General features: G+C 38.0%; 16 protein-coding genes. 1 reads left to right on the top strand and 15 read right to left on the bottom strand.

Features of this window, described 5'->3' with window-relative positions; translation table 11 throughout:
- Window positions 1-130: 130 nt before the first annotated feature.
- The 8 genes from ACHZEU_RS17935 to ACHZEU_RS17900 form a co-directional block, all read right to left on the bottom strand.
- Window positions 131-1,654 (bottom strand): tetratricopeptide repeat protein, encoded by a 1,524-nt coding sequence (locus ACHZEU_RS17935; protein ID WP_112116617.1) that lies wholly within the window; start codon window positions 1,652-1,654, stop codon window positions 131-133.
- A gap of 90 nt (window positions 1,655-1,744) precedes the next feature.
- On the bottom strand, window positions 1,745-2,362 hold the full coding sequence (hisIE, locus tag ACHZEU_RS17930; RefSeq protein ID WP_048390853.1) for a bifunctional phosphoribosyl-AMP cyclohydrolase/phosphoribosyl-ATP diphosphatase HisIE: 618 nt from the start codon (window positions 2,360-2,362) through the stop codon (window positions 1,745-1,747).
- The gene (hisF, locus tag ACHZEU_RS17925; RefSeq protein WP_066037088.1) at window positions 2,359-3,120 is read right to left on the bottom strand and encodes an imidazole glycerol phosphate synthase subunit HisF; all 762 of its coding nucleotides are present in this window, start codon (window positions 3,118-3,120) and stop codon (window positions 2,359-2,361) included. Before hisF ends, hisIE begins: the two co-directional genes overlap by 4 nt.
- Window positions 3,114-3,746 carry an imidazole glycerol phosphate synthase subunit HisH gene (hisH, locus tag ACHZEU_RS17920; protein ID WP_404803595.1) on the bottom strand — a complete coding sequence of 211 codons (633 nt, stop codon included), beginning with the start codon at window positions 3,744-3,746 and terminating at the stop codon, window positions 3,114-3,116. Before hisH ends, hisF begins: the two co-directional genes overlap by 7 nt.
- The gene (gene hisB, locus ACHZEU_RS17915) at window positions 3,743-4,342 is read right to left on the bottom strand and encodes an imidazoleglycerol-phosphate dehydratase HisB (protein WP_004227994.1); all 600 of its coding nucleotides are present in this window, start codon (window positions 4,340-4,342) and stop codon (window positions 3,743-3,745) included. The genes hisH and hisB overlap by 4 nt, the downstream gene beginning before the upstream one ends.
- A 4-nt stretch (window positions 4,343-4,346) precedes the next feature.
- Window positions 4,347-5,621, bottom strand: coding sequence for a histidinol dehydrogenase (gene hisD, locus ACHZEU_RS17910; protein WP_328012825.1), 1,275 nt, complete (start codon window positions 5,619-5,621; stop codon window positions 4,347-4,349).
- Between the two features lie 42 nt (window positions 5,622-5,663).
- On the bottom strand, window positions 5,664-6,299 hold the full coding sequence (hisG, locus tag ACHZEU_RS17905) for an ATP phosphoribosyltransferase (protein WP_115673011.1): 636 nt from the start codon (window positions 6,297-6,299) through the stop codon (window positions 5,664-5,666).
- Entirely contained in the window at window positions 6,292-7,464 is a 1,173-nt protein-coding gene (locus tag ACHZEU_RS17900; RefSeq protein WP_048390842.1) for an ATP phosphoribosyltransferase regulatory subunit, read from the bottom strand. The genes hisG and ACHZEU_RS17900 overlap by 8 nt, the downstream gene beginning before the upstream one ends.
- A gap of 562 nt (window positions 7,465-8,026) precedes the next feature.
- On the opposite strand from ACHZEU_RS17900, the gene ACHZEU_RS17895 reads away from it, so the two are divergent.
- Entirely contained in the window at window positions 8,027-8,230 is a 204-nt protein-coding gene (locus ACHZEU_RS17895) for a hypothetical protein (RefSeq protein WP_054549571.1), read from the top strand.
- 94 nt (window positions 8,231-8,324) lie between these two features.
- Here ACHZEU_RS17895 and ACHZEU_RS17890 read toward each other — a convergent pair whose 3' ends face one another.
- From ACHZEU_RS17890 to ACHZEU_RS17860, 7 genes are all read right to left on the bottom strand, one after another.
- On the bottom strand, window positions 8,325-8,867 hold the full coding sequence (locus tag ACHZEU_RS17890) for a DapH/DapD/GlmU-related protein (protein WP_054549572.1): 543 nt from the start codon (window positions 8,865-8,867) through the stop codon (window positions 8,325-8,327).
- Window positions 8,868-8,872: 5 nt separating this feature from the next.
- Window positions 8,873-9,514, bottom strand: coding sequence for a pyrophosphatase PpaX (ppaX, locus tag ACHZEU_RS17885; protein WP_048390836.1), 642 nt, complete (start codon window positions 9,512-9,514; stop codon window positions 8,873-8,875).
- Window positions 9,515-9,527: 13 nt separating this feature from the next.
- The gene (lgt, locus tag ACHZEU_RS17880) at window positions 9,528-10,349 is read right to left on the bottom strand and encodes a prolipoprotein diacylglyceryl transferase (RefSeq protein ID WP_054549573.1); all 822 of its coding nucleotides are present in this window, start codon (window positions 10,347-10,349) and stop codon (window positions 9,528-9,530) included.
- A 43-nt stretch (window positions 10,350-10,392) separates the two neighbouring features.
- A complete protein-coding gene (gene hprK, locus ACHZEU_RS17875) occupies window positions 10,393-11,328 on the bottom strand; it encodes an HPr(Ser) kinase/phosphatase (RefSeq protein ID WP_004227974.1) in 936 nt (311 codons plus the stop codon).
- A gap of 142 nt (window positions 11,329-11,470) precedes the next feature.
- Window positions 11,471-11,794: a cytochrome c551 gene (cccB, locus tag ACHZEU_RS17870; protein ID WP_048390832.1), complete on the bottom strand. Its 324-nt coding sequence runs from the start codon at window positions 11,792-11,794 to the stop codon at window positions 11,471-11,473.
- A 48-nt stretch (window positions 11,795-11,842) separates the two neighbouring features.
- Window positions 11,843-12,685, bottom strand: coding sequence for a YitT family protein (locus ACHZEU_RS17865; protein WP_004227970.1), 843 nt, complete (start codon window positions 12,683-12,685; stop codon window positions 11,843-11,845).
- A gap of 164 nt (window positions 12,686-12,849) precedes the next feature.
- Window positions 12,850-14,079: an HDOD domain-containing protein gene (locus ACHZEU_RS17860; RefSeq protein ID WP_326141242.1), complete on the bottom strand. Its 1,230-nt coding sequence runs from the start codon at window positions 14,077-14,079 to the stop codon at window positions 12,850-12,852.
- Window positions 14,080-14,161 lie beyond the last annotated feature (82 nt).

Here is a 14,161-nt window from a genome sequence, read left to right as displayed (position 1 = left end):
CTTCATTCAACCAATACATATAACGTCATCTATAGAAGAAGATCAATGACGCTAAGGAAAAATTGGTGATAGCGTTAGTATGTTCATCGTATGTGAAAGTATAAAGTTATTCAACTATGTTGCTCACACATTAATCATGACTGTTTGGCAAAAACGTTAAGATTTCGTCAATATACTTTGATAAAGTAGATACAGAAACTCCATATTGCTGCGCAATTTCCTTTTTTGTCACTTTAAGCATTTGTGAAGATCTGAATAAATAATCATTTGCTCCTGCAATTGCTGTTGGATTTGTAAAACGATAATTTTCTATTAAAGCTTGTTCACATAGCACAAACCACATTTGAAACAGCGGTACAATCAATGATGATAGCTTTCCATATTGTTCTAATAAAATTTCTGAGACCTGTACTGATCGTAAAAAGCTTGCTTCTACTTTATTTTTCTTATCAAATTCATGTCCAAGTGCATAAGCTAAAAACAATTTTTCAAAAGAGCCTAATTGTTCAATATTAATCCATTTCGGATGGGCGATAATTTCTTGCTTATGCGCTGTACCTTTCAGTAAAAATAAACCAAAAATGCGCTCACTCGTATAAGTGCTCTCTAATTTTTCAACAATAAAATCACGATCATGCTCCAATGCATCAAGTCCAAATTCATTTTCTTGTTGGCGCCAAGGTTCGAAGCCCTCTTTGTCTGGGTCTAGCTCTAGAAGCTGGTCCCACGCACTTTTCGAAATCTCCTCATGTCCTGAGAAATAAGCAGCATGTGACAGCCAAAAGTAAAATCCTGCATCTCCTACATAGCCTCTCTTTTGCATGCTACGCAACCATTTATAGGCTAATTCATATTGGCCGATTAAGGCTAAGGTAGCACCAAGTTTATAACGATGCTCCCAAGTATAGGGTTGAATTTTAACAAGAACATTTAACAGTTCTTGTAAATCATCTTCATTTTTTTCATAATACGCAATTACCGTTAAATTGCATAATGCATGTAGATTGCCCTTATTTTCACGTAGCACTGTATGCAAGAGAGCCTTTGCTTGCTCTTCTTCTCCAACATAAAAATAAGCGAGTGCTAGATTATTATAGGCTGACCAAAATGCTGGTCGATCTTCAATTAAATCTTCTAAAATAGTAATAGCTTCAGGAAAATCTCCCTTTTCCATACAACGACGAGCTTGCTCCTGACGATATAAATCCTCACCAGAGCCTTCAAGCTCTTCAAAATCATCTTGCTCAAAAGCGACAAACTCTAATATTTCTGCTGCTTCATCGGCATAAGCACCCTCAGGTTCTAGCTTTAAATATTCTTCTGCAAAGCGTTTTGCATCATGCATGATTCCTACACACCCTGATACTTCTGCCATGTAAAATATGATTTCTGGATTATCTGGATCAATTTGATAGGCGCGACGAAGTAGGTCATACGCTTCCTCAAAACGTTGACCTTCTAACTCTACTATGGCTAACTGCAAGATAATCATTGGATCGTCGGGACTTAAATCTACCGCACGCTGTAAATATTTATAGGCTTTATTCATTTGTCCACTGTTCATTGCTTGAATTGATTTCTTATAATAATAGTCGCCTGTTGGAATGAACGACACTATATTCGATTGAGTCTCATTTTGACGTTTCTTTTCCAATATATTTCCTCCGAAACAAGAAATAAGGAACGTATTCTACGTTCCTTTACACAGTAACTCCTATTATACCACACAATCAATAATATGCTGTTATTTCTCCTCGTGACGTTTTTCCAACACATGCAGAACATCATAAATGCTTACTTTTTGTTCTTGTAATAATACGAGTAGGTGATAAATTAAATCAGCTGCCTCCCATTTTACTTCCTCAGCATCTCGGTTTTTGGCACCAATGACCACCTCTGTTGCTTCTTCCCCAACCTTTTTACAGATTTTATCAATTCCCTTATCAAATAAATATGTAGTGTACGCTCCTTCTGGCATTTCCTGCTCTCGCTTTTCGATGACACGAGCAAGTTTAGAAACGATGTCCACAGAGCCTACCTTCTCTTTTTGCTGAATAACCTCAGTGAAGCAAGAAATTGTCCCATTATGACATGCTGGCCCTGTCGGTAGAACCTCCACTATTAAAGCATCTTGATCGCAATCCGCTTTGATTGAAACCACCTGTTGTGTATGGCCACTTGTTGCTCCCTTATGCCAAAGCTCTTGACGGGAACGAGAATAAAACCAAGTTTCCCCTGAATCAATTGTTTTAGCTAATGACTCCTTATTCATATAAGCTACTGTTAATACCTCTTTTGTATTGGCATCTTGTACTACAGCTGTAACAAGACCTCTCTCATCAAATTGAATGTTCTCTATCATCTTACTGCCACTCCTTTTTCACGTAAGTATTCCTTTACTTGCGCTACACTTGTTTCTTTATAATGGAAGATAGAGGCTGCTAGTGCAGCATCTGCATCTACCTCTTGTGCTAATACTTCGTAAAAATGTTCGGCATGTCCCGCTCCACCACTAGCAATCACAGGGACTGTCACAGCTTCACGCACTGCTTTGGTTAAGGCTAAATCAAAGCCTGATTTTTCTCCATCTTGATTCATACTTGTTAATAAAATCTCACCAGCTCCTAAGCGTACAGCCTCTTTGGCCCACTCAATGGCTGACCAAGGGGTTTTGTTGCGACCACCATGCGTATAAACCATCCATGTGCTATCTTCCTCACTATAGCGAGCATCGATTGCTACAACAATGCATTGTGCGCCAAAGTAATCAGAGCCTTCCTGTATAAGGGCAGGTCTTTCCAGCGCGGATGTATTCACTGAAACTTTATCAGCACCTGCTCGTAAAATACGCTTCATATCATCCAACGTACGAATACCTCCGCCAACAGTAAAGGGTATGGCAAGCGTAGCCGCTGTTTGACGAACCACATCTACCATCGTTTCTCGACCTTCATGTGATGCAGAAATATCTAAAAATACAAGCTCATCTGCTCCTTGTTCATCATAGAACTTCGCAAGCTCCACTGGATCTCCTGCATCTCGGATAGAGACAAATTGTATACCTTTTACAACACGACCTTCTTTCACATCAAGACATGGAATAATACGTTTTGTTAGCATGCCTTCACACCTTCCAACCATTGCTCTAATAAATAAACACCTAATTCCCCTGATTTTTCAGGGTGAAATTGCATGCCAGTCACAGAACCATTCATCACAATACCAGGTACTTGAATGCCGAAGTAATCAGCATAGGCAACAAGCTCTGATTCTACGATATCTGTTGCATAAAAGGAGTGAACAAAATAGACATGCTTCGCTGATACTTCATTGTGTAACCATGCAGGACGATTTGTCACAATTAGTTCATTCCACCCCATATGCGGTACTCTGTATGCTTTGCCCTCTTGGCTACCACTAAAGCGTTTAATACACCCCTTGAAAAACCCTAGCCCTTTTGTTGGGGTTACTTCATCACTTTGCTCGAATAATAATTGCATACCTAGACAAATTCCTAAAAGTGGACGGTTTTCTCTTTGTGCCTTCTGTAAATATTGATCTAAGTTTGTTTCAGCTAAACGCTTTCTGGCATCAGGGAATGCACCCACCCCTGGTAATAAAAGTGCGTCAGCTGTATCTAATGCCTTCTCATCAGCAGTTATAATAACTTCACAGCCTAGCCTTTTTAATGCCTGCTCCACACTAAATAAATTACCCATTCCATAATCAATGACACCTATTTTCACGTCAACAGCCCCTTAGTCGATGGTACGCCTTTAACACGTGGGTCAATTTCCACTGCGGCATCAATCGCACGTGCTAATGCTTTGAAAATTGCCTCAATAATGTGATGTGTATTCTGACCATAAGGTACAATTACATGAACATTCATCCTTGCCTCAAGGGCAAATTTCCATAAAAATTCATGCACTAATTCTGTATCAAACGTTCCTACTTTTTCTTTTAATGCTGGCACACGGTACTCTAGATGAGGTCGATTCGAGCAATCGACCACTACCTGAGCTAGTGCGTCATCCATCGGTACAAAGGCGTTACCATAGCGTTTTATGCCTTTCTTATCACCAAGTGCTTCTCGAACAGCCTGTCCTAATACAATACCAAGGTCCTCTGTTGTATGGTGATCATCAATATAAGTATCGCCATTTGCATGTATTGTGCCATTAAATAGTCCATGCTTAATAAATAAGTCAAGCATATGGTCCATAAACCCCACGCCTGTTTGGATATCTGCCTTGCCTTCACCATCTAAATCAATTGCTACAGAAATTTGCGTTTCATTCGTTGTACGCTCTATCTTTGCATATCGTTTCTTTTCTGTCATCGTCCTATTCCTTCTCCCATCCACGTGATTCCACTGCACGAGCATGGCCCTCTAAGCCTTCCATACGCGCTAAACGTGCAATTTTTGGTGCGTTGTCTCTCCAGGTTTTTTCACTATAGTAAACAATACTTGATTTTTTCACAAAATCATCAACATTTAAGCCACTTGCAAAACGAGCCGTACTATTAGTTGGAAGTACATGATTGGTCCCTGCAAAATAATCACCAACTGGCTCAGAACTATACCGACCTATAAAAATACCACCAGCATGTCTTATTTGCTCAGCTAACGCCTCCGCATTTTCCATCACAATTTCTAAATGCTCCGGTGCTAATGAATTAATGGCTTCCACTGCATCTGCCAATGTTTCAGCTACATAAATTACCCCAAATTTCTCTATGGAGGCACGAGCTACTTCTTGACGCGGTAAGTTCAGCAGCTGCTTCTCTACTTCCTCAGCTACTTTTTTGGCTAATTGCTCTGAGGTTGTGACAAGAATTGAACAAGCTAGTGGATCATGCTCTGCTTGTGATAAAAGGTCTGCAGCAATTTCATCAGGATAGGCTGTGTCATCAGCCAGCACAGCAATTTCACTCGGTCCCGCAATCATATCAATGGCTACTTCTCCAAATACCTCACGTTTGGCAAGTGCCACATAAATATTTCCTGGACCTGTTATTTTATCGACTGGGGAAATTGTTTCCGTGCCATAGGCAAGTGCAGCTATTGCTTGTGCCCCACCAACTTTATAAATCTCATCAATCCCTAAAAGGTGAGCCGCCACAAGTACACCTGCTGGTAGTTTCCCATTTGGCCCTGCAGGTGAAGTAATAACAATACGTTTCACCCCTGCGACCTGCGCTGGTATTACATTCATCAAGACTGATGAAGGGTAGGCAGCTGTACCACCTGGAACATATAGTCCTACTGCATCTAAAGCTGTTACCCGTTGGCCTAACCAAGAACCATCTCCCAGTTCTAGGTGATACCCTGAACGTATCTGTTGTTCATGATAAAAACGAATATTTTCTGCTGCTTCCGCTAAGTCCTTATATAATTGAGGATCGAGTTCACTTACTGCTTCTTGTATTTCTTCTTCAGAGACACGTAAATTTTTAGGGACATAGCCATCCCATCGCTCAGTATAGGTGCGTAACGCCGCATCTCCCTGTGTCTTAACATCCGAAAGCACTTGTCGTACAACTTTTATTTGTTCTTCATTTCCTCCTTCAAGTGGTCTTTTTAAGGAAATGCCTTTTTCAAGCTTTGTTATTTTCATAGGATTAATCCCCTTTAGTCCTTCATATGTAGCTACAAATGATTACTTTTTCTGCTCATTTACACATTTCTTTAACCGCCTCACAAGATCAATAATACGCTCACCTTTCATACGATAACTTACAGGGTTTGCAATTAATCGAGAAGAGACAGCCGTAATAAATTCATATTCTACTAAGCCATTCTCTTTTAATGTACGACCTGTAGAAACAATATCGACAATTCGATCAGCTAAGCCAATCATTGGTGCTAATTCAATAGAACCGTTGAGCTCGATAATTTCCACTTGCTCTCCAATGCCTTTGTAGTACTTCATGGCAATATTCGGATATTTCGTAGCAATTCTAGGCGCAATCTCATTCATGGGGGTGTTTGGTAGGCCTGCAGAAGCGATATAGCAATTACTAATTTTCAAATCAAGTAATTCGTGCACTTCTCGCTGTTGCTCTAACAAAACATCCTTACCAGCAATACCAATATCAGCAACACCATGTTCAACATAGACAGGAACATCCATTGGCTTTGATAAAATAAAGCGAATTTTTTCCTCTGGTATTTCAATCATTAATTTACGTGACATTTCTACTTCTTCTGGTAAATTAAAACCTGCCTCTAACAACATTTGATATGCCTCTTCAAAGATTCTTCCTTTGGGCATTGCAATCGTTAATTCATTCACCGCCAACTTCCTCCTGTCCAACTACCACCACTTCTGTAAAGTATGCTAAAAAAGCCGCCTCATCGACTAGACTACTACGTAACTGCAAAGTAGCTAATTTTCCTGCTGCTCGTAAATTTTTAACCTTTAGTAAAGCTTCCTCAAATTGTTCTTCTTCAAAAAGAACAACTGTTGCTTCCTGTCGTTTCACAGATTGCCCGTTTAATGTTTCTAATAAACGATCCACACGAATACTAAATCCTGTAGCACCAACCTTTGAACCAAAAACTTCTAACAAGCCATCATAACGACCACCATTTCCTAATAAAAAGCCACTTCCCACAGCAAATACTTCAAATAGCATACCCGTGTAATAACTCATATGACTCGAAAGTGTGAAATCGAAAGCTACATAATCAGCTAAATCAGCCATTTCAAGTAGTTGAGCAAGTTGTTGCATATATTCTAATGCATCATTTTTGCGGACATATTTTTCAATATCTCGTATATCTCTGACATTCATGGCTTCTTCAATAAATTGTAAGAGGGCATCGGATTTAGCTTTAGGCAGATCAAATGACTCTACTGCTTCTTCAAACCCTACGTAATTTCGTTGGACAAGCAATGTTCTAAGCGTTGTTTGCTGTTCGATACTCTCTGTGTAATCTTGTAAAATGCAATTTAATATACCAGCATGTCCAATTGTGATTTTAAACTCTTCCAATTTAAAATGCTTTAATAGCTCCATTGCTGTTACAATAACTTCTGCATCAGCAAAAACTGATTGATCACCTATTAACTCAATCCCCATTTGATCAAACTCAGCCGGCCTGCCTCCCTCTGCTTCCTGAGCTCGAAAAACGCTTGCAAAATAGGCAAGACGTAGTGGGATCATTTCCTTTAATAGCTTCGATGTAGCTACTCGAGCAATCGGTGTAGTCATGTCAGGTCGCAGCACTAACGTATTTCCTTGGCTATCCACTAGCTTAAATAAATGAGCATCAGCAATCGCTGAAGCCTTCCCCACTGTATCGAAATACTCCACCGCAGGCGTTTTAATAAACTCATAACCCCTTTTATATAAAAAGTCTCTGCCCGCATGTCTAACTGCTTCAACTTTCTCATAGATTTGCGGGAATGTATCGCGCATTCCAAGTGGCTTTTCAAACATTTTTATCGACGACATATGGACACTTCCTCACATTTTACTTTAATTCACTAGAGTATTAGAGAATTAGATTATGAAAGAATTTTAACTTATTTCATTAATACAGTCAACGATATCCTTATTAATTATCGAAATCTTTAAATACTTATTATTCTGTTAATTATACACATTGAATTGCAAAGACTTCCAAAAAAAGCATGACTCATTTTACTTATAATTTGACAAAATACTTTAGTGACAATGAGAATATGTCTAAATTGTGACAAACCAATTTTTAATCACTTTAAGTATTCGCTAAAAATTGATAATGATTCTCTCTTAACAAATCATTGATAAAAATAAAGAGTTTTCAATAGAGTATTCTCAATATCGAAATCCAATAATTATATCTATATAATTATTTTTAACCAATCACTTAAAATGATTCTCAATCTCATTATCATCAATAATACTTTTATATCAATACATTTATTGATTATTACTCTCATTCTATTTTACTTTTTACATTTCAAAAAACTTAATATAGAATAGCATTAATAACAAAAAGAACCATATACATTACGCATTGGAGGGATTTATTATGGCATGTCCATTCGTACAACTTAGTGAGCAAATGATCGTTAGTATTTGTAAAGGCGAGTTTTATCCTGGTGACAAGGTAACACTTCACACAACTGAAGACATTGATGGGACTGCAATTAAATCAACTTTTGTTGAAACAACTTGCTTAGGTGATCATGACACTTGTGAATTCAAATCAGATTATGACGCAGCTCTTGCTTAAACAGTAAAAGCTACTCCCAAAACCTAGTGTTTTTGGGAGTAGCTTTTTATGCAAAAAACTCACGAAGTATATCACTATACTACGTGAGTTTTTATTATTTCTTTGGTGTACACCACTCTACAGCCTCATTACGTTTGCGCTCAGCCATTTGTTCAGCAGTATATATTATTCGCATTGGATTACCCCCTGCTAAACAGCCTGCTGGCACATCCTTATGTACAAGAGTGGCAGCTGAAACAATGGCACCATCACCAATTGTTACACCTGGTAAAATAGTTGTATTTGCCCCTATCATTACTTCTTTTCCGATATGAACATCACCTAAGCGATATTCCTCTATTAAATATTCATGCGCTAAAATGGTAGTATTAAAACCAATCACAGTATTGTCTCCAATGAAAATACGTTCAGGAAACATGGTATCTGGCATGACCATTAAGGCTAATGACGTTTGCTTACCAATAGTCATGTTTAAAAAAGTACGATATAGCCAGTTTTTCACACGTAAAAATGGTGTGAAGCGTCCAATTTGAATGACAATGAAACACTTCATCACCTTCCAAAAGGACACCGTGTCATATATATTCCAAAGTGAATTGGCTCCTTCGACACGGTAACGTTCTGTCTTACGCGCCATCTACCTTACCCCTCTTTCACAATATCAAATAAATCTGACATATGCTGCAACATATATTCTGGTTGATACTGCTGTAAGTAAGCCTCTCCCTTAATTGCCCAAGCAACACCCGCTGCTCTTACACCAGCACGATGTCCAGCTTCAATATCGTGCGAATTATCACCAATCATAATCGCATAGTCTTTTTCTATCCCTAATCGTTCCAACGCAAGCAATACTGGCTCTGGATCAGGCTTCACATTGTTCACATCATCTGTACCAATACGCACATCAAATAGATGCGTTGCACCAAGAATAGCAAGTCCACGATCGATGGTCTCATTACGTTTCGTCGAAACAATAGCCAATTTTATACCTTGAGCTTTTAACTGCTCTAGAGTTGACACAACATCAGGATATTGGCTGACTAGGTCATCATGGTGTGCAATATTCCAAGCGCGATACATCTCTATCAAATCGTCTTCTTCACCTGGTGCAATGTCATTAAATGTCTGTTTCAATGATGGACCAATGAATTTCAGGCAATCTTTTGGCGAATATTGCCCGGGAAATCGCTCATTTAATACATGCATAAATGTTTGAATGATTAAATCATTTGTATTTAGTAAAGTCCCATCGAAATCAAATAGTAGTGCCTTAACAGCCATCTTTTACAACCCCTTATTTATTATCCAAGTATTTTACGGCTGGTTTCACCTTTATTCTACGATAAATAATTGCACCTAGACCAACTACAATACCGATAATGGATACAACCTGTGCTGAACGTAAATCTCCCACTAAGTAAAGGCTATCTGTGCGCATTCCTTCGATATAGAAACGACCAATTGAATACCAAATTAAATAGCTAAAGAATATTTCTCCACGATGTAAGTTCACTTTACGCAAAACTAATAGAATAATAAGCCCAATTAGGTTCCAAATCGATTCATATAAAAAAGTGGGATGAACATATGAACCTAATTCTTCAATATACATTTGATTAATAATCCAGTCTGGTAGCATTAGGTTTTCTAAAAATGCTTTCGATACCTCGCCACCATAGGCCTCTTGGTTCATAAAGTTGCCCCATCGACCAATAATCTGCCCGATTAAAATACTAGGTGCTGCAATATCTGCTACTCGTAAAAAGCTTACATTTTTTATACGAGTATATATGTAAGCTGTGACAAATGCCCCGATGAGTGCACCATGGATGGCAATACCACCATTCCATATCTCTATGATTTTGCCTGGATTTTCACTATAGTAATCCCATCGCATTGACACATAGTAAATACGTGCACAGATAATGGATATAGGAACTGCCCATAATAATAAATCTGCAAGAAAGTCTTCAGGCAGACCTCGCTTAACGGCCTCTCTTTGCCCAACAATATAGGCTAAAATGATTCCCGACACAATTAGCAATCCATACCAACGAACTGGAATTGGTCCTAAATGAAAGGCAATCGGGTCAATTTGCAATAGTAATAAATCCATCTTCTACTCCTCTCAATATGTCATGAACAATGTTGTTCGCTTTTTAATCGTCTAACACATCATTTGATGAAATCACTTCATCTAAACGTCTTGAAAATTCCTCTGCCGCATTGACGCCCATTTTCTTTAAACGATAGTTCATCGCTGCCACTTCAATAATAACGGAGACATTGCGTCCAGGTCTTACTGGAATTGTTAGTTTTGTTAGTTCCGTGTCAATTATTTTCATTTTTTCTTCTTCTAAGCCCAATCGATCATAAACTTTTTGTGGATCCCATATTTCGAGCTCAATGATGAGGGTAATACGTTTATAGGGGCGTACTGCACTTGCACCAAAGAGTGTCATAATGTCAATAATGCCGATGCCTCGTATTTCCAATAAGTGCTCTAACAAAGGTGGAGGGCTTCCAATTAATAGGTTTTCTGATTCTTGACGAATTTCAACACAATCATCAGCAACTAAACGATGACCCTTTTTTACAAGCTCAAGTGCTGTTTCACTTTTACCTACGCCGCTTTTACCGATTATAAGCACACCAATGCCATACACATCGACAAGTACACCATGTGCTGCTGTCATTGGAGCTAAGCGCCCCTCTAAGTAGTTCGTCAATCTACTCGAAAATTTGGTTGTTGTCATATGTGTTTTAAACACAGGTACATGCTTTTCGTTTGAGGCCTGAATAAGTTCCTCTGGTACTTCTAAATCTCTAGAAATAATAATAGCAGGTGTATCCTGTGAACAAAGTAAACGCATACGCTCAAGCTTAACATCCGCTGGTAGCATTTCAAAAAAGGAAAGTTCAGTCTTGCCAAGCAATTGTACTCGATTTGCTGGATAATGAGTAAAGTATCCTGCCATCTCAAGCCCTGGTCTTGAGATATCACTTGTCACAATTGTCCTGCCTATTCCTTCTTCACCAGCTAATAACTCTAATTTAAATTTCTCCATAACATCTCTTGTTAATACTACGACCAATGAAAAAGCCTCCAATCAATGGATAAGGTTCATCTTATTTTAGCATGTCTATGTGTAAAAGAAATGTATTTACTCTCAATACAGCGTTTACTTGCACTAAAAAAACTAGCGGCTCTCCAGCCCGCTAGTTTTTAAAAAGCAATTATTTTTGAGTTGCTAACCATTTAGCAACAGCTTCAGCATCTGCACCTTTTACTAATCCTGCAGGCATGCCGTTTTTACCATTATTTATAATATCTAAAATTTCTGATTCAGACAAACGTGAACCTACATCATTTAATGCTGGACCATTTGCACCTTGTAGCTCGCCACCATGACAAGTAACACAAGATTTCATCGCTATTGCTTCGCCATCTGGCTCTGTAGCAGTTTCATTACCATTATTAGATGCAGTTTTATCTCCGCCGCCACATGCTGCTAAGAAGATTGCTGATCCGAACACTAATGTTAACATTGCTTTTTTCATTAGTACCCCTCCTCATAATAAATATCTTACGCCGCCATTATACCAAAATTATGCACGTTTGAAACCTTCTCCTAATACCTCATATGCATCAGAAACGATAACAAACGCTGATGGGTCAACGCTTTTAATGAGTTGTTTCAGCTTTGTGAATTCTGTTTGATAAACAACAACCATCAGAACTGGTCGTGCTTCTCCTGTATACCCTCCAATTGCTGGTAACTTCGTTACACCACGATTAATTTCAGCATAAATGGCTTCCCTTACCTCATCTTGTTTCAATGTAATGATATAGACCATTTTTGACTGACTAAAACCTAGCTGAATAATATCAATCGTTTTTGTGGTAACATAAAGTCCAATCAGAGCATACAAACCTTTTTCTAAGTCAAAAACAATTGCTGCACTAATTGCGATAACGCCATCTATTAACAGCACACTTGTTCCAAGCGACAATCCTGTAAACTTCGTAATGATTTGCGCCAGTAAATCAGTGCCACCAGTTGAAGCATTCCCCTTAAAGACCAGTCCTATTCCTAGGCCAACAACAATTCCACCAAAAAGAGCACCCAATAAAGGATTATCAGTCCACGGCTCCCAGCTATTTGTTAATAAGACGATAAAAGGTAATGTAATTGTCCCAATAAAGGATTTTATTCCAAATTTTTTGCCCAATAATAAAACACCAGCAATAAAAAGCGGAATGTTAAATGCATACTGAACAATTCCCGGATTCCAACCAAATAAACCATGCAAAATCGTACTTATTCCACTTACCCCACCTGAAGCGACTTGATTTGGTAATAAAAAGACATTAAAACCAATAGCAATTATTGCCGCTCCTACAATGACATACACATACTCCACAATGCTATCTCTCACATCATGTTTCATTTCCCCACGCCCACTTCAACTATCAGAATTTTTTAAAGACGAGATGATTATAGCAAATACTTTTAGCATTGAGAACTTCATCATGATGAAGGGATACTAGATTGAGGAAGATATAAAATAAGCTATCTTACAGTATTCAATAAGATAGCTTTTGTTGATTTGGTTTAAAATGATTTTTCTGCCCATTCGATGGCTTCATAATATAAAATATCAATGTCAACTAACTGAATATTCAACTGTACAGCTAGCTCTTCTAATCGTGGCCAATCAAGTTTACTTAACGCAATACTAAACTCCAAATATGGGGTCATTTCCGTTTCAAAGCCTAAAATGGTATTCGTAATAGCCTCTGAGAATGGTAGCTGCTGTAAAATAACATTCATCGGTCTTTGAAGTAATGTATCAATTAGAGAAAACATGCCGACTAAAAAATATTCTGAGAAATTCTTTTTATAAGCAAGCTTAGCTAGTTTTTCACAAACCTTAGCTCGGAATAAAGACGTACACATCACTTCTTTAAAAAGATCAGAATCAGCATCAATATCAATTTCACGCATGGCCAATAAATAAATCCATTTTCGTAAATTGGATACGCCCAATAACACAATCGCTTGCTTGATGGAGCGCACTTTAGATTTAGAACGTTTAGATGAGTTATTAATCATTTGCAATAATTTGTATGTCAATGAAATATCACGTTCAATATTTTCCGCTAACAAATGAATATTTGGTTCTTCCTCTTTTAGTAAAGAGATAATGTGAATATATTGAATCGCATTTGCTGGAATGTCTGTTGCTCGTATTATTTGCGGTTGTTCAAAAAAATAACCTTGAAATAACACATAGCCTGAGGATTTAGCGACTTCAAATTGATGACGCGTCTCTACCTTTTCAGCGAGCAATTGAATATGTGGAAATTTCTCCTTAACTTTATTTTCGATTTCCATTCTTTTTACGATGGAAGAAGCTAAAAAATCCACCTTAATATAATCAATTTGTTCAAATAATTCATCATAAACTTCCACTTGATCATCCATCATAAAATCATCCAAGGCAATTTGAAACCCCTGTTTTTTTAGCTCAATTACACGCTCCACTAATTGAGAGGTAAGTGGAACATCCTCTAATATCTCAATCACTACCTGTGAGGGATTTAAAAATTCATGTATAGAGCTCATCAATAAGTTTTCAGTAAAATTAACAAAGCCAGGCTTACCTTTCGTTACCTCTTCAAAACCAATTGAAAGAAATGAGTTCACAAGTACATCAATCGTTGCTGCATCTGAATCGACCATTGGAAAGGCATTTACATTTTTGCTACGGTATAACAATTCATATGCAACGACTTGCTCATGAAGATTAAATATAGGCTGTCTGCCAATGAATACTTCCATTCCATTGCCCCCCATTTCTCCATTTTCTAGTAATTTATAGTATAACATTTTTTACGACCTGATGCTTATACTTCAAGCTAAC

The organism is Lysinibacillus sp. S1, from assembly GCF_044986265.1.
GTDB lineage: Bacteria > Bacillota > Bacilli > Bacillales_A > Planococcaceae > Lysinibacillus > Lysinibacillus capsici.
The sequence above is the reverse complement of the archived record's forward strand: the minus strand, read 5'-3'. Positions and strand labels throughout refer to the sequence as shown.

Excerpts from the sequence above, each read along its gene's own strand:
- ACHZEU_RS17890 (WP_054549572.1), bottom strand. The coding sequence starts at position 8,867 with ATGGCGCGTAAGACAGAACGTTACCGTGTCGAAGGAGCCAATTCACTT.
- hisD (WP_328012825.1), bottom strand. The coding sequence starts at position 5,621 with ATGAAAATAACAAAGCTTGAAAAAGGCATTTCCTTAAAAAGACCACTT.
- ACHZEU_RS17865 (WP_004227970.1), bottom strand. The coding sequence starts at position 12,685 with ATGAAACATGATGTGAGAGATAGCATTGTGGAGTATGTGTATGTCATT.
- hisF (WP_066037088.1), bottom strand. The coding sequence starts at position 3,120 with ATGCTAACAAAACGTATTATTCCATGTCTTGATGTGAAAGAAGGTCGT.
- ACHZEU_RS17860 (WP_326141242.1), bottom strand. The coding sequence starts at position 14,079 with ATGGAAGTATTCATTGGCAGACAGCCTATATTTAATCTTCATGAGCAA.
- cccB (WP_048390832.1), bottom strand. The coding sequence starts at position 11,794 with ATGAAAAAAGCAATGTTAACATTAGTGTTCGGATCAGCAATCTTCTTA.
- hisIE (WP_048390853.1), bottom strand. The coding sequence starts at position 2,362 with ATGATAGAGAACATTCAATTTGATGAGAGAGGTCTTGTTACAGCTGTA.
- hisB (WP_004227994.1), bottom strand. The coding sequence starts at position 4,342 with ATGACAGAAAAGAAACGATATGCAAAGATAGAGCGTACAACGAATGAA.
- ACHZEU_RS17900 (WP_048390842.1), bottom strand. The coding sequence starts at position 7,464 with ATGTCGTCGATAAAAATGTTTGAAAAGCCACTTGGAATGCGCGATACA.
- ACHZEU_RS17895 (WP_054549571.1), top strand. The coding sequence starts at position 8,027 with ATGGCATGTCCATTCGTACAACTTAGTGAGCAAATGATCGTTAGTATT.
- lgt (WP_054549573.1), bottom strand. The coding sequence starts at position 10,349 with ATGGATTTATTACTATTGCAAATTGACCCGATTGCCTTTCATTTAGGA.
- ppaX (WP_048390836.1), bottom strand. The coding sequence starts at position 9,514 with ATGGCTGTTAAGGCACTACTATTTGATTTCGATGGGACTTTACTAAAT.